Source organism: Streptomyces sp. NPDC026522, from assembly GCF_055567555.1.
On sequence record NZ_JBVHQF010000012.1, the window covers coordinates 184,209 to 202,716 of the forward strand.

Consider the following 18,508-nt stretch of genomic DNA (forward strand, 5'->3'; position numbering starts at 1 on the left):
CGCACACGCGACCCGTCGCGCGCCCGCGTGCCCGGCCGGTCCGGACGGCCGGTCCGTACGGCACCCCGGCCGGGGTGGCGGCCAGTCCGTCGGCCGTGACCGGGTTCCACCGGCGTGCACGCGTGCCCCGCACGCCGCAACGGGCGGCCGCTGCTGTACGCCACCCCGGCCGGGGTGGCGGCCGGCGGCAACTGCGGCCGGTGGTCCGCCACGGCGCCCCACCCCGCAGGGGTGGAGCCGTGGCATGCGGGCGAGCCGCCCAGTGGCCGGCGCCGGTCGGTACCGGGGCGGCCGGTTGGCGCACCCCGTTCCCGTTTTCGGCTTGTGCCGGTCCGCGACTGGTCGGTGCCGGGGCGGCCGGTTCGCGCACTCCGTTCCCGTTTTCGGCTTGTGCCGGTCCGCGACTGGTCGGTGCCGGGGCGGCCGGTTCGCGCACTCCGTTCCCGGTTCCGGCTTGTGCCGGTCCGCGACCGGTCCGTGCCGGGGCGGTCCCGGCCCGCGCACTCCGTTCCCGTTCCCGGCTCGTGCCGGTCCGCGACCGGTCCGTGCCGGGGCGGCCGGTCCGGGCCCGGCCCGCCGCTCCGGGTCGCGCGCGGCCAGCCGCAACCCCCAGCCCGCCACCGGCTTCGCCGGGGCTGGCTTGGCGGGCAGGGGGCGGGGCCGCATACCCTCCCACCGGGGAGGACCCCCGACCGGCCCAGCCCCTCCGGAGGAGACATGGCCCCACTCGTGCACGCCGGCCAGGCGACCGGCATCACCACGCTCACCCTCGACTCCCCGGCCAACCGCAACGCGCTCTCCGCCGCCCTCGTCGGCGAGCTGCGCGCGGCCCTCGCCGGGGCGGCCGCGGACCCGGCGGTCCGCGCCGTCGTCCTCACCCACACCGGCACCACCTTCTGCTCCGGCGCCGACCTCAAGTCCCCCTGCGACCCGGCCGACTTCCTGGCGTTGCTCCAGGAGGTCGCGGAGCTCCCCAAACCCGTCGTGGGGCGCGTTGACGGACACGTCCGGGCGGGCGGCCTCGGGCTGCTCGGCGCCTGCGACATCGCCGCCGCCGGGCCGAACTCCACGTACGCCTTCACCGAGACCCACCTCGGCGTCGTACCGGCCGTCATCTCCGCGCCGCTGCTGCCGCGCCTGGACCCGCGCGCCGCGGCCCGCTACTTCCTGACCGCCGAGGCCTTCGACGCCGCGGAGGCCGCCCGGATCGGGCTGCTCACCCTGCACGGCCCGGACGTCGACGAGGTGCTCGCTCCCGTCCTCGCGGGCCTGCGCAAAGCCGGTCCCGAGGCCCTCGCCGCGACGAAACGGCTGCTGACCGCGCCGGTCCGGGCGGCCCTCGCCGCCGACGGCGCAGCCCTGACCGAGCTGTCGGCCCGCCACTTCGCCTCCGCCGAGGCCCGCGAGGGGATCACCGCCCGCTTCGAACGCCGGGAACCGTCATGGGCACGGTGACCGGGCCCGGGCCAGGTCCCGCGGCCGGCCCCAAGCAGGCCCGCAGCCGCGTCACCCGCCGCCACCTCCTGGAGGCGGCCGTCTCCTGCCTCGCCGAACACGGCTGGGCCGGCTCCACGGTCGCCGTCGTCGCCGAACGGGCCGGGGTCTCGCGCGGCGCGGCCCAGCACCACTTCCCGACCCGCGAGAAGCTGTTCACGGCCGCTGTGGAGCACGTCGCCGAGGAACGGTCCACCGCCCTGCGCGAGTTGTTCCACGCGGGCCCGGCCCCCCGCGCGGCCGTCGTGGCGGCCCTGGTCGACCTGTACACCGGCACGCTCTTCCGGGCCGCCCTCCAACTGTGGGTCGCCGCCTCCAACGAGGACCAACTGCGCCCGCACGTCGGCGGACTCGAAGCCCGCGTCGGCCGCGAGACCCACCGCATCGCCGTCGAACTGCTCGGCGCGGACGAGTCGGTGCCGGGCGTACGGGAAACCGTGCAGGGCCTCCTGGACATGGCCCGGGGACTCGGCTTGGCCAACGTCCTGTCCGACGACACCGCCCGTCGGGCCCGGGTCGTCACACAGTGGGCCCGCATCCTGGACGCGGCGCTCGGGCCCTGAAACCTCATGCCCCGACACGCACCGGGCGCCGCACCCCGACCGGGGTGCGGCGCCCGGTGTCGCGGGCGCGGATCAGGCCGTCTCGGCGATGTCCGCGTAGCCCTGGATGTCCCGCGGATCCCGCTGGCCCGGCCCGATGTAGCGGGCCGACGGGCGCACCAGGCGGCCCGTGCGCTTCTGCTCCAGGATGTGCGCCGACCAGCCCGCAGTCCGCGCGCAGGTGAACATCGAGGTGAACATGTGCGCCGGGACCTCCGCGAAGTCCAGCATGATCGCCGCCCAGAACTCCACGTTCGTCGCGAGCACCCGGTCGGGACGGCGCGCGTGCAGCTCCTCCAGCGCCGCCTTCTCCAGCGCGGCCGCCACCTCGTAGCGCGGCGCGTCCAGTTCCTTGGCGGTCCGCCGCAGCACGCGGGCGCGCGGGTCCTCGGCCCGGTAGACCCGGTGCCCGAAGCCCATCAGCCGCTCGCCCTTGTCCAGGGCCTTCTTCACGTACGCCACGGCGTCGCCGGTGCGCTCGATCTCCTCGATCATGCCGAGGACCCGGGACGGCGCCCCGCCGTGCAGCGGCCCGGACATCGCGCCGACGGCGCCGGAGAGCGCCGCCGCCACATCGGCGCCGGTCGAGGCGATCACCCGCGCGGTGAAGGTGGAGGCGTTCATGCCGTGCTCGGCGGCGGAGGTCCAGTACGCGTCGACGGCCTTGACGTGCCGGGGGTCCGGCTCGCCCCGCCAGCGGATCATGAACCGCTCGACCACGGACTCGGCCTTGTCGATCTCCTTCTGCGGAACCATCGGCAGGCCCTGGCCGCGGGCGGACTGGGCGACGTAGGACAGCGCCATCACGGCCGCCCGCGCCAGGTCGTCCCGCGCCGTCCGCTCGTCGATGTCGAGCAGCGGTTTCAGACCCCACACGGGGGCCAGCATCGCCAGCGCGGACTGCACGTCGACCCGGATGTCACCCGAGTGCACGGGGATCGGGAAGGGTTCGGCGGCCGGCAGACCGGGGTTGAAGGCACCGTCGACCAGCAGGCCCCACACGTTCCCGAAGGAGACGTGGCCGACCAGGTCTTCGATGTCCACCCCCCGGTAGCGGAGGGACCCGCCCTCCTTGTCGGGCTCGGCGATCTCCGTCTCGAACGCGACGACCCCTTCGAGCCCGGGTACGAAGTCGGACATCAGGCGGCTCCTCAGATAGTGCGAACACGCGCGGCTCCCGGCGTGATTCGCGGTCCGGCGCGGTCATCCCCGTTGATGCCCGGCACGGCCGATGGTCATCCGTGCGGGGACCCTCGGACCGGCCCCAAGATTTTGTCCGCTCCGCTTGGCCTGCGGAAGCGTGACATACGGCACACCCCCGGCAGTCATACTGCGGCAGGATGGCCCGCGTGACCCACCAGGACCTTGATCCCGCCACCATGCGCAAGCACTACCGCTCCGAGATCGTCGACGAGGAGAGCCTCGCCGGGGACCCGATGCAGCAGTTCGCGCTGTGGTTCCGGCAGACCGCCGCGTCGCACCTCTTCGAACCCAACGCGATGGTCGTCTCCACCGCGACCGCCGACGGCCGTCCCAGCTCCCGCACGGTACTGCTCAAGCAGTTCGACGAGCGGGGCTTCGTCTTCTTCACGAACTACGGCTCCCGCAAGGGCCGCGAGATCGCCGAGAACCCGTACGTGTCGCTGCTCTTCCCCTGGCACCCGATCTCCCGCCAGGTCAGCGTGACCGGCACGGCCGCGCGGATCGGCCGCGACGAGACGGCCGCCTACTTCCGCTCCCGGCCGCACGGCTCGCAGCTCGGCGCCTGGGCGAGCGCGCAGTCCCAGGTGATCGGCTCCCGCGCGGAGCTGGACCGGCGGTACGCGGAGCTGGCGGAGCGCTACCCGGAGGGCGAGCAGGTGCCGGTGCCGCCGGAGTGGGGCGGCCTGCGGGTGGTGCCCGACGCGGTGGAGTTCTGGCAGGGCCACGAGAACCGGCTGCACGACCGGCTGCGCTACGTCCGCGAGGGCGGGGGCTGGCGCGTCGAGCGGCTCTGCCCGTAGGCGTCCGCCCGGAAGGCCCCGGGCGCCGGAGGCCCCGGTCCAGAAGGCCCCCCGGTCCAGAAGGCTCCGGGTCCTGGCGGCCGGGCGCTGGAGGCCTTGGGGGCCGTGGAACGCAGACGACCCGCGGGCTCGGGATCCTCTCCTGCAGTGAGAGGAGCCGGCCGGACGTACCGGCGAGCCCGCGGGTCGGGTGACTGCTTGGGATTGGCGCCTGGCGTTCCCGCCGGGCACCGCACTGGGTGCGTGCGACGACGGGCGCTTTAGCCCGCAGCCACCTCACGCGTCCGGTTTCCGTACATTTCGGGAACCACCTCCCTTCTCGTGTACCGCAGAGCCTACGAGCCCGTTCCGGCTCGCTCAAGGTATTTATCCGGCGAGCTCCGGCCGGGCGGCCGGAAAGGAAAAAACGGGACGATTCCGGGAAGGGGGTGTGGGCTGCGTCACGTTCCAGTTCAATGATCTGACGTGCCGCATACGCGAACACCTGCAGGGGGTGCCAGGTGAGTGTTTCCGGACGTGACGAGACCACCGACGATCTGCTCGCAGCGCTGTTGGACGGGATGGACGCGGCCCTGTGCGCGTTCGACGCCGACGGCGTGATCACCCACTGGAACCGCGAGGCCGAGCGGATCCTGGGCTGGACCGCCGCCGAGGCGGTCGGCCGGCGCGGGTTCGCCGGGTGGGCGGTGCGCGCCGCCGACGCGCACGACGTGGAGGACCGGCTGATGTCCGCCCAGGACTCGCCGGGCCGGCACGTCCACGAGTTCGCGCTGCTGACCAAGGCCGGCGGCCGGGTCCTGGTACGGACCCAGTCCGCCGGGGTACCGGGCGCGGACGGCAAACCGGCGGGCGTCTACTGCGCGTTCAGCGAGGTGCACGCGCAGATCGACCTGGAGCGGTCCATCGCGCTGAGCGAGGCGCTGCTGGAGGACGCCTCCTGGGGGGTCGTCCTGGTCGACGTCGACTTACGCCCGGCGGTGGTCAACCTCCACGCCGCCCGGGCCTTCGGGTCCGGGCGCACCGCGCTGCTGGGGCGGCCGCTCGGGGAGCTGCTGGCGCAGGGCGTCGAGGAGCTGGAGGGCGCGCTCCAGCACGTGCTGGCGGAGGGGGCCCCGCCGGCGCCCCTGGAGCTGTGGGTGTCGGTCCGCACACCCGAGGGGGTGAGGCGGCGGTGCTGGCGCTCCGGGTTCCTGCGGCTGGCCTCGCCGCTGGCGGAGGAGCCGGTGCCGCTCGGGGTCGGCTGGCTGTTCCAGGACGTCACCGAGGCCAGGCGGGCCGAGCTGGACACCGGGCAGCTGCGGTTCCGGTCCAACCAGCTCTACCGGGCCGGGCGGGCCGCCGCCGAGTGCGAGGACCCGGCGGAGGCGGCCGCCGTTCGGCTGGACTTCGCCCTGGCCGGCTTCGCGGAGCACGCGCTGGTGGACGTACTCGACGTACTGGAGGGGCCGGAGCCGGAGCCGGCCGTCCCGGGGCGGCGCAGGCGGCTCGTCCGCTCGGCCGTGTCGGCGTCGGGGCAGACCCTGCTGCTGCCGGCGCCGGGTGCGATCCCGGTGCGGTACCCGGGGATGCACCCGGCGCTGCAGGCGCTGGACCGGATCGGCCCGGTGCGGGCCAGCGTCCCGCCGGGGGAGCCGCCCGAGGAGTGGGCGCGGGCCCGGCACTGGCCCCCGGACGCGGCGCACGCGCTGTGCACGGTGCTGCGCAGCCGGGGCCGGACCCTGGGGGCGCTGACCTTCCTGCGGGGCCCGTCGCGACCCGCCTTCGAGCGCGCGGACGCCCTGTACGCGGAGGAGGTGGCGTCCCGGGTCGCCGCGGACCTGGACCTGGCCCGGCGCCCGGCGGGCCGCCCGGCGGACCGCTGAGCCGCGGGCCCTGCGGGGCTTGAGAGGCCTGAGGGGCTCGTCCGGCCGCCGATCCGCCGGACGGCCCCCAGTGACGCCTCAGTGGCGGAAGAAGATCCGGTCGCCGTACTCCTGCATCACGCGGCCGTTCCACTCGTGGCCGCCGTCCACGTTGCCCGAGCGCAGCAGCGGCGGCTCGATCCCGCGCGCGGCCAGCTCGCCGGCCGCCGCCGCCATCACGGCCTGCATGACCGCGCTGGTCACGACGGTGGAGGCGGGGGCGAAGGGGGCGTCGATGCCGTCGAGGCTGAGCTCGGCGTCACCTACCGCGATCTTGCTGTCCAGGACGATGTCGCAGTGGTCCTTGAGGAAGGTGCCCGACGCGTGCCGCGACCGGGTCCCGGTCGCGTACGCCACCGAGGTCACGCCGATGACCTTGAGGCCGATCGCGCGGGCGTTCATGGCCATCTCGACCGGCAGGGCGTTGCGCCCCGAGAGGGAGATGATCACGAGGACGTCGCCCTCGGCGGCCGGGCTGCTGTCCAGGACGGCGGCGGCGAGGCCGTCGACGCGCTCCAGGGCACTGCCGAGGGTGGCAGGCATGACGTCGATGCCCGCGGTGCCGGGTACGGCGAGGAAGTTCATCAGGGCCAGTCCGCCGGCCCGGTAGACCACGTCCTGGGCGGGCAGCGAGGAGTGCCCGGCGCCGAAGGCGAAGAGCCGCTTCCCGGCGGCGACGGCGTCGGCGACGGCGGCCCCCGCCGCACCGATCGGCCCGGCTTCCTCGTCCCGCACCCGCTCCAGCAGGGCGATGGCGGCGTCGAAGAACTGCCCGGCCAGCTTGCTCTCGCTCATACGCCGAAGGCCCTTCCAGGGGTGGGGTGCGGGTGGGTTGCGTCGGTGTCCGCCGCTCACCGTGCGGTCTGGACCAAGGGCGTGTCAATACGAACGTGAGTCCGTGGGACGAAAGGTCCGCGGGGGTGGGAGGGGCCCGGGGCGGATGTCCTGCCGCGGCCCCGACCTCCGGCACGGGACGGTTGTCGGCCCGATGCGTCAGAATTGGGCACAGGGCCAGCGCACGCAATCCGAGGGGCACGAATGTCCGGACTGATCGACACCACGGAGATGTACCTCCGCACCATCCTCGAGCTGGAAGAGGAAGGTGTGGTCCCGATGCGCGCCCGGATCGCCGAGCGGCTCGATCAGAGCGGCCCGACGGTCAGCCAGACGGTCGCCAGGATGGAGCGCGACGGCCTGGTGGCCGTGGCCAGTGACCGGCACCTGGAGCTGACGGAGGAGGGGCGGCGGCTGGCGACGCGCGTGATGCGCAAGCACCGGCTGGCCGAGTGCCTGCTCGTCGACGTCATCGGCCTGGAGTGGGAGCAGGTGCACGCCGAGGCCTGCCGCTGGGAGCACGTGATGAGCGAGGCGGTGGAGCGGCGGGTGCTGGAGCTGCTGCGCCACCCGACCGAGTCGCCGTACGGGAACCCGATCCCGGGACTGGAGGAGCTGGGCGAGAAGGCCGAGGCGGACCCGTTCCTGGAGGACGGCATGGTCAGCCTCTCGGAGCTGGACCCGGGCAGCGAGGGCAAGACCGTCGTGGTGCGCCGGATCGGCGAGCCGATCCAGACCGACGCGCAGCTGATGTACACGCTGCGGCGGGCGGGTGTGCAGCCCGGCTCGGTGGTGAGCGTGACGGAGTCGCCGGGCGGGGTGCTGGTCGGCAGCGGCGGCGAGGCGGCGGAGCTGGGCGCGGAGGTCGCCTCGCACGTGTTCGTCGCCAAGCGCTGACGGACACCAGCACCACGCGCTGGCGTGCCGGCCGGAAATCGGGTGGAACCTTCCGCGTGTCGATGCCGACGATGAGGGCACCGGAGCGGTAATAAACGGTCCCGGCGCCTTTCGGCGCCGGGACCTGTCCTCCCCGACTGACCTGGAGCCCCGAGCTCTCAAGGTCATCCCCTTCGGACCGTCTTCCCCGAGCGGCCCGCCTCCCTGTTGAAAGGATCTCCATCGGCAGCGGCGGCCAATCCTTGAGCAAGGTCACTCGAAAGAGCGGTGTTGTCGGCGAGAACGCCGTTTTCGAATACGGGTTCGATACCCTGGCGGGGATCGAAGGGGGTGCATCTGCGGTGGTACAGCGCATCGATGTCACAGGGGCCGACGGCGTACGCCTGGCCGCCTGGGAGTTCTTCGCACCGGGCCGGGAGACCTGTGGGGAACGCCGCGCGCCCGAGGAAGCCGAGCGGCCCGCGGTCCTGTTACTCCACGGTCTGATGGGCCGCGCCATGCACTGGGCCGGCACCGCCCGCTGGCTGGCCGAGCACCGCCGGGTCGTGGCCCTGGACCAGCGCGGCCACGGCCAGAGCGGCCGCCCCCCGGGCCGCCGCGACGCCCCCGGCACCGCAGATGCCCCGGGCGCCCCCGACACCCCCGGCGCCCCCGAGGCCTTCGGGCGCGAGGCCTTCGTCGCCGATGCCGAGGCCGCCGTCGAACAGCTCGGCCTCGCCCCCGTCACCCTGATCGGCCACTCCATGGGCGCCCTCACCGCCTGGCAGCTCGCGGCCCGCCGCCCGGAGCTGGTCGAGGCCCTGGTCATCTGCGACATGCGGGCCTCCGCCCTCGGCGAGGCCTCGCAGCGGGAGTGGGAGGACTGGTTCCGCCGCTGGCCGCTGCCCTTCCCCACCCAGGACGCGGCCCGCCGCTGGTTCGGCGAGGACGACCCCCGGGTGGACCGCCCCGATCCCGGCCGCGGCGCGTTCTTCGCCGAGGTCATGCACCAGGCCGAGGACGGCTGGCGCCCCCTTTTCTCCCGCCGCCAGATGCTGACCGCCCGCGAGACGTGGGTCCATGACGCGCACTGGGAGGAACTGGCCCAGGTCCGCTGCCCGACGCTGGTCGTGCGCGGGCTCGATGGCGAACTGGGCCGCGCCGAAGCCCAGGAGATGGTCCGCGTCCTCCCGGCCGGCCGGTACGCCGAGATCCCGGATGCGGGCCACTACCTGCACTACGACCAGCCGGCCGCCTGGCGCGCGGTGCTGGAGCCGTTCCTCGACGGCGTCAGGGCCCTTTCCTGACGGACTCGCCGATACCGCCTGGGGTTCGCGCGCGCCAGGGCCCAGGATGCGTAGCAGGCGGCTCCCGCAGGCGGGGCGCGGTGGAGGGGGAAGGCGAGACGTGGACGAGCACGAACTGCTGGCCGGACGGTTCGAGGAGCACCGTGCGCACCTGAAGGCCGTGGCCTACCGGATGCTGGGTTCCCTCGGCGAGGCCGAGGACGCCGTGCAGGAGGCCTGGCTGCGACTCGGGCGAAGTGACGTCGGCGCGGTGGAGAACCTCGGCGGGTGGCTGACGACCGTGGTGTCCCGGCTGTGCCTGGATGCCCTGCGCTCGCGTGCGACCCGGCGCGAGGATCCGCTGGAGACCTTCATCCCCGACCCCGTCGTCAGCCGCGAGAGGGTGACCGACCCCGAGCAGCAGGCGATGCTGGCGGACTCGGTCGGGCTGGCCCTGCTGGTGGTGCTGGAGTCGCTGTCGCCCGCCGAGCGGCTCTCCTTCGTCCTGCACGACATGTTCGCCGTGCCCTTCGACGAGATCGCCCCGATGCTCGACAAGACCCCGGCCGCGGTGCGGCAGTTGGCGAGCCGCGCCCGCCGCCGGGTCCAGGGCCAGGCCCCGGCCCCGGACCCCGACCTGGGCGCGCAGCGGCGCGTGGTCGACGCGTTCTTCGCCGCCGCCCGCGAAGGCGACTTCGACGCGCTCGTCTCGGTGCTGCACCCCGACATCGTGCTGCGCTCCGACGGCGCCGCGGGCCGCACCCGCCACACGGTCGTGCTGAGCGGCGCCCGGACGGTGGCCGGTCAGGCACTCATGTTCAGCGGGCTCGCGCCGTTCGTCCGCCCGGCGCTCGTCAACGGCGCCGCGGGCGTCGTCGTCTCCACGAACGGCCGCCCGCTCTCGGTCATGGCCTTCACCGTCACCGACGGCCTGATCGTCGCCATCACCGCCATCGGCAACCCCGACCGCCTGTCCTCCCTGGACCTGGCCGGCATCGAGGCCGATTCGTAGCGGTCCGGGACCGGTCGGTCTCAGTCCGCCGCGTGCGGCAGCCAGCCGCGCTGGACCGCCCGTACGCCGAACTCGAAGCGGCTGCGGGCGTTCAGCCGGTCCATCAGGTCCGTGGCCAGCCGGCGGGCGGTGCGCGGGGAGACCGCCAGCCGCTTGGCGATCGCCTCGTCGGTCAGACCCTGGGCCAGCAGCCGGATGACGGTGGTCTCCTGCGGGCTGAGGCCGCCCTCGTCCCGTACCGGCTCGGCCGTCCCCAGCGGGCGTGCGGCGCCCCAGACGTTGTCGAAGAGCGCGCACAGGGCCATCAGCGTGCCCTGCCCGGTGAGCACCACCGCGCCCGCCGCGCTGTCCTCGCTGCTGACCGGGATGACCGCGGTCGACCGGTCGAAGATCATCAGCCGGGTGGGCAGCTCCGGAGCGGTCCGCACCTCGCCGCCGAGTTCACCCAGCCAGGCCGCGTAGGCCACCGTCGTCTGGCTGTTGCGGACGCTGTCGAGGAAGAGCGAGCGCATCCGCACGCCCCGGTCGAGCAGCGCCAGGTCGTTGGGCTTCGACGCCTCCAGGCTCTCCGCACGGTGCCCGCCGCCCGGTGCGAAGGTCATCAGATCGGTGCGCGCCTCCCGCGCCAGGCCCGCGATCCGGTCCCGGATGGCGTCCAGGCCCAGCAGCTGCTCCACACCCGGGCTGGACGAGGCCGGTGTCAGGTCGGCGAACTCGGCGATGAGCTGCGTCGCCGCCGCCCGCGAGGCCTCGATCCGCAGCTGCTGGGCGGCGAGTTCGGCCTGCTGGCGCGCCATGAGGAGTTCCATGCCGACCTCGGGCGACACCGCGCGCAGCTGCCCCTGGCGCTCGTACGACGGCCGGACCAGGGCGAGTTCGCTGAGGTTGTCCAGGCAGCGCCGGATGTCCGCCTCGGGCGTGGCGAGACGGTCGGCGAGCGCCCGCACTCCCTCCGTCGGGTGAGCGAGCATGGCGCGGTAGACGGCCTCCGACGTGGCGTCGAGGCCGAGAGTGGCGAGCACAGCGGTTCCCCCCGTGTGAGCCCTTTTCGATCAAGGTGACTGCATCGTCGCACGCCGTGACCTGTGTGCAAAGTGTGTGGACGGTTCCGTCCACGACCCCAACGGTCCAGGTCAGAGCCCTGTGGCCGGTCGCGGTAGTTCGCAAGAGTGGTGCGCATGTATCTCATTCACGTGGGCCTGCGCGCTCCGTTCGCGCAAGCCGCGCTCCCGCCGCAGGCGGCCGATCTCGTACGCGCGCTGGCGCCTGCCGACATGCCGGTGGAGCACGTGTCCGCGCACCCGCACGCACAGCCGTCCCCCGTCCTCGGGGTCTATCTGCTCGCGGACGGCCTGGAGGAGGCTGAGCGCCGCGCGGAAGCGCTGTGCCACCGTGCGACGAGGGCGGTGCCCGAGCTGTGCGGGTGGTCGGTCGGCCGGGTCGGCGCGCCCCTCGTGACGCCGTACTACGAGCGGCTCCTGGAGGCCGCATCCGGCCGTCCTGGCCGGATCGGTCCAGGGCCGTTTCCGTCCACCTGAAAGCCCTTCCACCCGCTCTGAGCTGCGACGAAAGTAGTGATCGCCAGCAGGGAACAGCAAACGGACCCGGCAGGCGACACCGGACGAGACGTCACCGCGGGACGCGAATCCGGACACCGGAACCTCTTCGCCCCAGCTCTCGCAAAGGACCACTGCCATGCTCCGCACCCGCTTCGCCCAGGCCGCCGCGGTCACCACCTTCGCCCTCGCCGCCCTCGCTCCCGCAGTGGCCTCCCAGCTGACCGCCGGCCACACCACCCACACCACCGCCACCACCGTGTGGGAGATCGCCCCGGCCGGCAAGTCCACCACCGTCTGGGAGTAACGCCCGCCAGGCTCAGCCCCACTTGCCCCACTTGCCCCACCGCTCCACCCGGCGCCCCCTGGCCCACCCGTCCGACAGCTGCTCCTGCAGGGCAGCCGTCCGCGTGACCACGGCGCGGCGCCCCTCCTCCTTCCGGCCTTCGCCAGGCCCGGCCTGCGGCCACCGCAGCGCCCCTCCGAACTTCACTTCACGCCCTCAGGAGCTCCGTCATGTCCCGCGCCCTCAAGGCCACCGCCATCCGCCTCACCTCGGCCTCCGCCCTGGCCGTCACCGTGCTCACCGCGGTCGGCTCCGCCCCTGCCAGCGCCTCGCCGCTGACCGACGGCATCTCGGCCACGGCCCGCGCCGAGAACGGCAACAGCGCATGTGCCCACGGCGGTTACGTCGGCGGCCCCAACCAGTCCAGCAGCTGCTACGGCGGCACCACCACGGCCCACGCCTGGTGTGCGGACTTCGCGGGCTGGGTCTGGGCCCGCAACGGGGTCACCGGCCTGTCCTCCCTGGACGACAGAGCGGCCAGCTTCATGGACTACGGCAAGAAGTACGGGACGATCTCCAGCACCCCGCACGTCGGTGACGCGGTCGTCTACAACTACAACGGCAGCGACTACGCCGACCACGTTGCCCTGGTGACCGGGGTCTCCGGCGGTACGGTCACCATCACCGGCGGCAACCAGGGCGCCAGGCCCGGCCACGTCAGCACCAACAGCACCTCCAGCTACAGCGTGGGTTCGGCTCCCTGGGGCCAGCGGATCAGCGGGTACGTCTCGCCGGCCGGCAGCAACACCCCGTCGCTCCCCAACCCGTCCTCGCTGCCCGCCGGCACGCTGGTGAAGTCGCAGAGCGGCCCCGACGTCAAGGTCATGATCAACGGTGCGGGCATTCCGGTGGCGGCCTCCGACGTCACCCCGGACAAGTACGACCTGAGCAAGATCGTGATCGTGGACGACACGGCCTTCCGGTCCCTGCCGAGCGCCCCGGCCTCCGGCACCGTGGTGCACGACCAGGCGGGCGGCGCCAACCGCTACGTGATCATCGACGGTACGGCGCTGCTGATCGGCGCCGAGGACTGGACCGCGGCCGGCTACAACGTCCGTCCCGACATGGGCGTTCCGACCGCCTGGCTGCAGAACGCCGCGCAGCGGAAGCTGACGACCGGCATCGTGGTGATGGACCAGACCGGCAAGGACCCGAATCGCTACGTCATGGTCGACGGCGCGGCCCTCTACATCTCGGGCGCCGAATGGACCGCCGACGAGTACAACACCCAGACCCTGATGGGCGTTCCGGGCGAGTGGCTGAAGGCCGCCGCGAAGAAGGTCCCCTCGACCGGCACCGTCCTGATGGACCAGGCGGGCACCGACCCGGCCCGCTACGTCATGGTCAACGGTGCGGCCGTGCACATCTCGGCGGCCGAATGGACCGCCAACGGCTACGACAAGCGCTCCCTGATGGGCGTCCCCGGCGGCTGGCTCGCCTCGACGGTCGCCGCACAGGTCGCCAACGGCACGATCGTGAAGGACGCCTCGGGCGCGGATTCGACGGTCTACGTGATGGCGGGCGGGGTGGCGGTGCCGCTGTCCTACGCGGACTTCACCGGCTTCGGTTACGACAAGCGTCCGCTGGAGGGGGCTCCGGGCGAGTGGCTGAAGTCGGCGGCCGCGAAGGCCGCCCCGGCCGACGGCACCATGCTGCTGTCGCCGGACGGCAACACCGTCTGGCAGGTCACCGGCGGCAAGAAGAAGGCCATGGCCGCCGACCAGTTCGGCGCGGGCAAGCTCAGCTTCGACGACGTGGTCAGCGTCCCGACCGCCTTCACGGCGAAGCTCCCCACCGTGTGAGCACCCGAGCCCGCCTGAACACCTGAGCACCACCCCCGAGCCGCCCGGCCCCGCCGGCCGGGCGGCCCGGGGCCCGCTCCGACCCGCCCCCGCCCGCCAGACGCTGCCCGAAGGAACCTTGATGCGCTCCGCCGCCGCCCGCCAGAAGTCCGCACTCGCCGTCACCGCCACCGCGCTGCTCGCCCTTGCCGCCCCGCTCCTGACCAGCACCGGCGCCTCCGCCGCCGCCGTCTCGACGTGGGACAAGGTCGCCCAGTGCGAGGCCAGCGGCAACTGGAGCATCAACACCGGCAACGGCTACTACGGCGGCCTCCAGATATCGATGTCGACGTGGCGCGCCTTCGGCGGCACCCAGTACGCCTCCCGGCCCGACCAGGCGACCAAGCAGCAGCAGATCCTGACGGGCGAGAAGATCCTGGCCGGCCAGGGCCAGGGCGCCTGGCCCTCCTGCGGCCCCGCGGCCGGCCTCGGCGCCGACCACACGAACCCGTACCCCACCGCCCCGGCCTACCCGGACCCCTCCACGCTGCCCGTCGGCACGCTGGTCAAGTCGACGGCCGGCCCGGACGTGAAGGTCCTGATCAACGGGGCGGGCGTACCGGTCGCCGGTTCCGACGTCACCCCCGACCACTACGACCTCAGCAAGATCGTCCTCATCGACAACGCGGCGTTCAACGGCCTGCCCGGCGCCCCCGCGGCCGGCACCGTGGTCCACGACCAGGCCGGCGGCGCCAACCGCTACGTGATCATCGACGGGGCGGCGCTGCTGATCTCCGCCGCGGACTGGACGGCCGACGGCTACAACGTCCGCGCCGACATGGGCGTGCCGACCGCCTGGTTGCAGGGCGCCGCCCAGCGCTCCCTGTCCAACGGCCGCGTCGTCATGGACCAGTCGGGCACCGACCCGGCCCGCTACGTCATGGTCAACGGCTCGGCCCTGCACATCTCGGCGGCCGAGTGGACCGCCAACGGCTACGACTCCCGCTCCCTGATGGGCGTCCCCGGGGACTGGCTGCGCTCGGCCTCCGCGCGCCAGCTGAACAACGGCACGATCGTGAAGGATGCCTCGGGCGCGGATTCGACGGTCTACGTGATGGCGGGCGGGGTGGCGGTGCCGCTGTCCTACGCGGACTTCACCGGCTTCGGTTACGACAAGCGTCCGCTGGAGGGGGCTCCGGGCGAGTGGCTGAAGTCGGCGGCCGCGAAGGTGGCCCCGGCCGACGGCACCATGCTGCTGTCGCCGGACGGCAACACCGTCTGGCAGGTCACCGGCGGCAAGAAGAAGGCCATGGCCGCCGACCAGTTCGGCGCGGGCAAGCTCAGCTTCGACGACGTGGTCAGCGTCCCGACCGCCTTCACGGCGAAGCTCCCCACCGGCTGACCGGGACACGGAAAAGCCCGGCCCGCGCTGCCTTCGGGAGCGCGGGCCGGGCTGCTGGCCGTCAGCCCTTGCTGACCGCCGTCAGGATTTCCGGCAGCCGGCGGGCTGCCATGGGGGCCGCCAGGCGGAGGCCGGCCCAGGCCGCCAGGGTGCCCCAGGCGATGCCCAGGGGCAGGACGGTCCAGGCGAGGGGCTGTTGCTCCGGGGTGACGGCGAAGTACACCGTCACCGCGATCACCGGAGCGCAGATCACCGCCGAGGTGAACATGCCGCCGAAGATGCTCAGCCAGGCGAGCCCGCCCTGGCCCGGTGCGACGTTCTTGAACGCGCCGTCCGTGGGGATGGAGTACGGGAAGCGGGCCGACGCCACCGCGCCCGTGCACAGCATCGCGCCCAGCAGGGCCAGCGCCAGGCCCAGCGCGCTGGGGAAGTAGGCCCAGTCGCCGACCAGCCCGGCGGTGAGGGCCGTGACCAGCACCGCGTACGGGACCGTGACCAGGGCCAGTGCCCCGGCGCGGGCCCGCATCTCCACGAAGACGTCGCGCGGCGTCGACAGGGTCTGCGCCACCATCCAGAACGCCGAGGTGTCCTGGCCGAACTGGTTGTACATCTGGATGCCGAGCATGCCCGTGCCGAAGCAGGCGAGGTAGACGGAGCCGGTGCCCTGGAGGGCGTTGAACACCGGCACGATCAGGCCCACCGCGAGCGCCGTCACCCACGCCGACTTCGTCTTGGGGTCGCGCAGCACGTACCGCAGGGTGCGCTGCATCGCAGCGCCCGAACGGCCCCCGGGCAGCAGGGCCCACAGGCCCGGCCCCGTGTCGCGGTCCTTGCGCGGGGCGGCGGCCGCCAGGGTCGAGCCGTCCGGGGTCACCATGAGCCGGGTCAGGCTGCGCTCCCAGTACCACAGCAGCCCCGCCAGGGCGGCGAGGGTGAGCACCAGCTGGGCCGCGGCGGCCGCGTAGTCGCCCTCGCTCGCCGAGTCCACCATGCCCACCGCCGTCGCGGGCGGCAGCCAGCGCACCACGGCCTCCGCGGGCTCCAGCTGGGCCAGCCCCCCGGCCTGGAACAGCCGCTGACTGGCGAAGTTGGCCAGCTGGGCGCCGATCGCGATCAGCAGCCCGCTGAGCAGCGCGAGGTCACGCCCCTTGCGGCTCGACAACAGCCGTACGTTGGCGGTGGCCACGGCCCGGGCCAGGGTCACACAGCCCAGCAGCAGCAGCGGAACGGCCACGACGGCGAACACCGCCCCGGCCGCGCCCCGCGCCACCGCCACCACCGAGCCGACGGCCAGGCACAGCGTGAACAGGGGACCGATGCCGACCAGCGAGGACGCCAGCAGCGCCCGTACCAGCGGACGCGGGCGCAGCGGCAGCATCACCAGCCGGCTCGGGTCGAGCGTCTCGTCGCCGCTGGGGAAGAACAGCGGCATGAAGCTCCAGGCGAGCGCCAGGATCGCCGCGAGGATCACGACGACCGTTCCCGCGTGCGCGTTGCCGTGCAGCAGGGCCAGCCCCAGCGTGACGAAGAAGCCCACCACCAGCGCCAGCACGAGGGTGCCGAACCAGGCCGCCTTGCGCTTCGAGGAGCCCTTCAGCCCGTTCTTGAGCAGCGACAGCTTGAGGCGGACGAAGAGCGGCGTCAGCGAGACGGCCGGGACGCCGGTACCGGGCGCCGCCGGGGCGGCGGTGGTGACCGGGGCGCTCATCGGCCGCCGCCCAGCCAGTCCAGGGAGTCGCCCGCGGCCCGGTCGTGCGCTCCGACCAGTTCCAGGAACGCGTTCTGGAGGGAGGGCGCGGCGCCCCGTACGTCGGCCAGCGGGCCCGCCGCGCGGATGTGGCCGCCGGCCATCACGGCCACCCAGTCGCACAGCGACTCGACGAGTTCCATCACGTGGGAGGAGAACACCACGGTGGCGCCGGAGGCGGTGTAACGTTCCAGCACTCCGCGGATGGTCTGCGCGGACACCGGGTCGACGCCTTCGAACGGCTCGTCCAGGAAGAGGACTTCCGGGTTGTGCAGCAGCGCGGCCGCCAGCCCGATCTTCTTGCGCATGCCCGTCGAGTAGTCGACGACCAGCTTGTGCTGCGAGCCCGCGAGGTCCAGCACGTCCAGCAGCTGCGTCGCCCGCTTGTCGGTCTCCTCGCCCGGCAGCCCGCGCAGCCGGCCCATGTAGCCGAGCAGTTCCCGCCCGGAGAGCCGCTCGAACAGCCGCAGCCCCTCCGGCAGGACGCCGATCCGCGACTTCACCTCGGCCGGGTCCGCCCACACGTCATGTCCGGCGACGAACACCCGCCCCATGTCGGGGCGCAGCAGTCCGGTCACCATCGACAGCGTCGTGGTCTTGCCCGCGCCGTTCGGTCCGACGAGCCCGATGAACCGGCCCGCCGGGATCTCCAGATCGATGCCGGCCACGGCCACCTGCTCGCCGAACCGCTTCCACAGCCCCTCTATCCGCACGGCGGCGGGCAGCGCGGATCGCACGCCCCCCGCTCCGCCGTCCGTCCTGCTCGTCGCATCACCCTGGTCCGGCATGCGCCTGCCTCTCGTCCTGATCCCCGTGGTCGTACGTTCCTCACCATAGGAGCAGGGGACGAGGCGGCGGCAGTTACGTATGTCATGAACTCAGGCGCTGTGGCCGGCCCGCGCCGCGGCGGCCTGGCTGCCGCAGGCGTAGGCGAGCGCGTCGATCAGCTCCTCGGTGTCCGGCAGCCACCGGTTCGCCGGGGTGGGCTTGCAGGCCCACTGCACCGGGCCCCGGCCGCCGAAGCGGGTGGGCGGAGCGGCGACGTACTCGCCCTCGCCCCGGGCGACCATGTCGATCGCGGGCGCCGACCAGCCCAGATTCCGTACCAGGTCCGGCACCTTGGCCCCGGCCCCGGGCAGGACGAAGAACAGCATCCGGTGGTCCGGGGTGAGGGTCACCGGGCCGAGGGTGCGCTGCATCCGCTCCAGCCGCGCCACGGCGTGGATCCCGGCGGCGGACGGCACGTCGATGGCGTCGAAGGTCCGGCCCGTCGGCAGCAGGATGGAGGCCCGCGGCTGCTTCGCCCAGATCCGGCGCACCTGCACCGCGCTGCCGGTGGCCAGCGCCGCCCAGTCCTGCACCGCCGGGTGGGCGCCGGGCGCCGGGCACTCCGGGTCCCCGCAGGAGCACACCTCCCGGCCGTCGCCCGCCTCCAGCCAGGTGCCCGCGAAGACATCCCAGTGCCGTTCTTCCGCGTACCGCACGGCATGGTCCAGCAGCTGCTCGCCGCGCTGCTTGGGGATGGGTGCGGTCTCCGTGACTCCGATGGTCTCTTCCACGCCCATCACAACTCCCGCACCCACGCGGGGTTACGGGCGTAAACCGGCCCGTGGGCGGAGCATCGATCCTGCAAATGGGGCGCACGGAAGCACGGGCGGGGGCGCGTAG

17 protein-coding genes are annotated in these 18,508 nt (G+C 73.5%); 11 read left to right on the forward strand and 6 right to left on the reverse strand.

Features of this window, described 5'->3' with window-relative positions; translation table 11 throughout:
• Nucleotides 1-717: 717 nt before the first annotated feature.
• Both ACZ4M3_RS28510 and ACZ4M3_RS28515 read left to right on the forward strand, forming a co-directional pair.
• Nucleotides 718-1,455, forward strand: coding sequence for an enoyl-CoA hydratase family protein (locus ACZ4M3_RS28510; RefSeq protein ID WP_467737367.1), 738 nt, complete (start codon nt 718-720; stop codon nt 1,453-1,455).
• Entirely contained in the window at nt 1,443-2,057 is a 615-nt protein-coding gene (locus tag ACZ4M3_RS28515; RefSeq protein WP_467737369.1) for a TetR/AcrR family transcriptional regulator, read from the forward strand. Before ACZ4M3_RS28510 ends, ACZ4M3_RS28515 begins: the two co-directional genes overlap by 13 nt.
• A gap of 72 nt (nt 2,058-2,129) precedes the next feature.
• On the opposite strand, the gene ACZ4M3_RS28520 is transcribed toward ACZ4M3_RS28515, so the two are convergent.
• Nucleotides 2,130-3,236 carry a citrate synthase 2 gene (locus ACZ4M3_RS28520; RefSeq protein ID WP_453355639.1) on the reverse strand — a complete coding sequence of 369 codons (1,107 nt, stop codon included), beginning with the start codon at nt 3,234-3,236 and terminating at the stop codon, nt 2,130-2,132.
• Between the two features lie 200 nt (nt 3,237-3,436).
• On the opposite strand from ACZ4M3_RS28520, the gene pdxH reads away from it, so the two are divergent.
• Together pdxH and ACZ4M3_RS28530 are read left to right on the forward strand one after the other, a co-directional pair.
• On the forward strand, nt 3,437-4,099 hold the full coding sequence (gene pdxH, locus ACZ4M3_RS28525) for a pyridoxamine 5'-phosphate oxidase (protein ID WP_467737371.1): 663 nt from the start codon (nt 3,437-3,439) through the stop codon (nt 4,097-4,099).
• Between the two features lie 500 nt (nt 4,100-4,599).
• On the forward strand, nt 4,600-5,961 hold the full coding sequence (locus ACZ4M3_RS28530) for a PAS domain-containing protein (protein ID WP_467737372.1): 1,362 nt from the start codon (nt 4,600-4,602) through the stop codon (nt 5,959-5,961).
• A 78-nt stretch (nt 5,962-6,039) separates the two neighbouring features.
• Here the strand turns inward: ACZ4M3_RS28530 and ACZ4M3_RS28535 are convergent, their stop codons facing one another.
• Nucleotides 6,040-6,795, reverse strand: a complete 756-nt coding sequence (locus ACZ4M3_RS28535; RefSeq protein ID WP_467737374.1) for an SIS domain-containing protein — start codon at nt 6,793-6,795, stop codon at nt 6,040-6,042.
• Between the two features lie 243 nt (nt 6,796-7,038).
• On the opposite strand from ACZ4M3_RS28535, the gene ACZ4M3_RS28540 reads away from it, so the two are divergent.
• The 3 genes from ACZ4M3_RS28540 (at nt 7,039) to sigJ (ending at nt 10,008) form a co-directional block, all read left to right on the forward strand.
• Nucleotides 7,039-7,731 carry a metal-dependent transcriptional regulator gene (locus tag ACZ4M3_RS28540; protein ID WP_453355643.1) on the forward strand — a complete coding sequence of 231 codons (693 nt, stop codon included), beginning with the start codon at nt 7,039-7,041 and terminating at the stop codon, nt 7,729-7,731.
• Nucleotides 7,732-8,072: 341 nt separating this feature from the next.
• Nucleotides 8,073-9,017: an alpha/beta fold hydrolase gene (locus tag ACZ4M3_RS28545; RefSeq protein WP_467737376.1), complete on the forward strand. Its 945-nt coding sequence runs from the start codon at nt 8,073-8,075 to the stop codon at nt 9,015-9,017.
• A gap of 100 nt (nt 9,018-9,117) precedes the next feature.
• Nucleotides 9,118-10,008: an RNA polymerase sigma factor SigJ gene (gene sigJ / locus ACZ4M3_RS28550; RefSeq protein WP_467737378.1), complete on the forward strand. Its 891-nt coding sequence runs from the start codon at nt 9,118-9,120 to the stop codon at nt 10,006-10,008.
• Nucleotides 10,009-10,028: 20 nt separating this feature from the next.
• Here the strand turns inward: sigJ and ACZ4M3_RS28555 are convergent, their stop codons facing one another.
• Nucleotides 10,029-11,030: a LuxR C-terminal-related transcriptional regulator gene (locus ACZ4M3_RS28555; RefSeq protein ID WP_467737380.1), complete on the reverse strand. Its 1,002-nt coding sequence runs from the start codon at nt 11,028-11,030 to the stop codon at nt 10,029-10,031.
• A gap of 156 nt (nt 11,031-11,186) precedes the next feature.
• On the opposite strand from ACZ4M3_RS28555, the gene ACZ4M3_RS28560 reads away from it, so the two are divergent.
• The 4 genes from ACZ4M3_RS28560 to ACZ4M3_RS28575 all read left to right on the forward strand — a co-directional run bounded on the left by ACZ4M3_RS28560 (nt 11,187) and on the right by ACZ4M3_RS28575 (nt 15,093).
• Nucleotides 11,187-11,546, forward strand: coding sequence for a hypothetical protein (locus ACZ4M3_RS28560; protein ID WP_467737382.1), 360 nt, complete (start codon nt 11,187-11,189; stop codon nt 11,544-11,546).
• A 157-nt stretch (nt 11,547-11,703) separates the two neighbouring features.
• Entirely contained in the window at nt 11,704-11,871 is a 168-nt protein-coding gene (locus ACZ4M3_RS28565; protein ID WP_467737384.1) for a hypothetical protein, read from the forward strand.
• 209 nt (nt 11,872-12,080) lie between these two features.
• On the forward strand, nt 12,081-13,712 hold the full coding sequence (locus ACZ4M3_RS28570) for a CHAP domain-containing protein (RefSeq protein WP_467737385.1): 1,632 nt from the start codon (nt 12,081-12,083) through the stop codon (nt 13,710-13,712).
• Between the two features lie 121 nt (nt 13,713-13,833).
• Nucleotides 13,834-15,093, forward strand: coding sequence for a transglycosylase family protein (locus ACZ4M3_RS28575; protein WP_467737386.1), 1,260 nt, complete (start codon nt 13,834-13,836; stop codon nt 15,091-15,093).
• Between the two features lie 61 nt (nt 15,094-15,154).
• Here ACZ4M3_RS28575 and ACZ4M3_RS28580 read toward each other — a convergent pair whose 3' ends face one another.
• The 3 genes from ACZ4M3_RS28580 to ACZ4M3_RS28590 form a co-directional block, all read right to left on the reverse strand.
• Nucleotides 15,155-16,801, reverse strand: coding sequence for a transporter (locus ACZ4M3_RS28580; protein ID WP_467737387.1), 1,647 nt, complete (start codon nt 16,799-16,801; stop codon nt 15,155-15,157).
• Nucleotides 16,798-17,628 carry an ABC transporter ATP-binding protein gene (locus tag ACZ4M3_RS28585; protein ID WP_467737389.1) on the reverse strand — a complete coding sequence of 277 codons (831 nt, stop codon included), beginning with the start codon at nt 17,626-17,628 and terminating at the stop codon, nt 16,798-16,800. Before ACZ4M3_RS28585 ends, ACZ4M3_RS28580 begins: the two co-directional genes overlap by 4 nt.
• 90 nt (nt 17,629-17,718) lie before the next feature.
• The gene (locus tag ACZ4M3_RS28590) at nt 17,719-18,399 is read right to left on the reverse strand and encodes a bifunctional DNA primase/polymerase (RefSeq protein WP_467737564.1); all 681 of its coding nucleotides are present in this window, start codon (nt 18,397-18,399) and stop codon (nt 17,719-17,721) included.
• Nucleotides 18,400-18,508 lie beyond the last annotated feature (109 nt).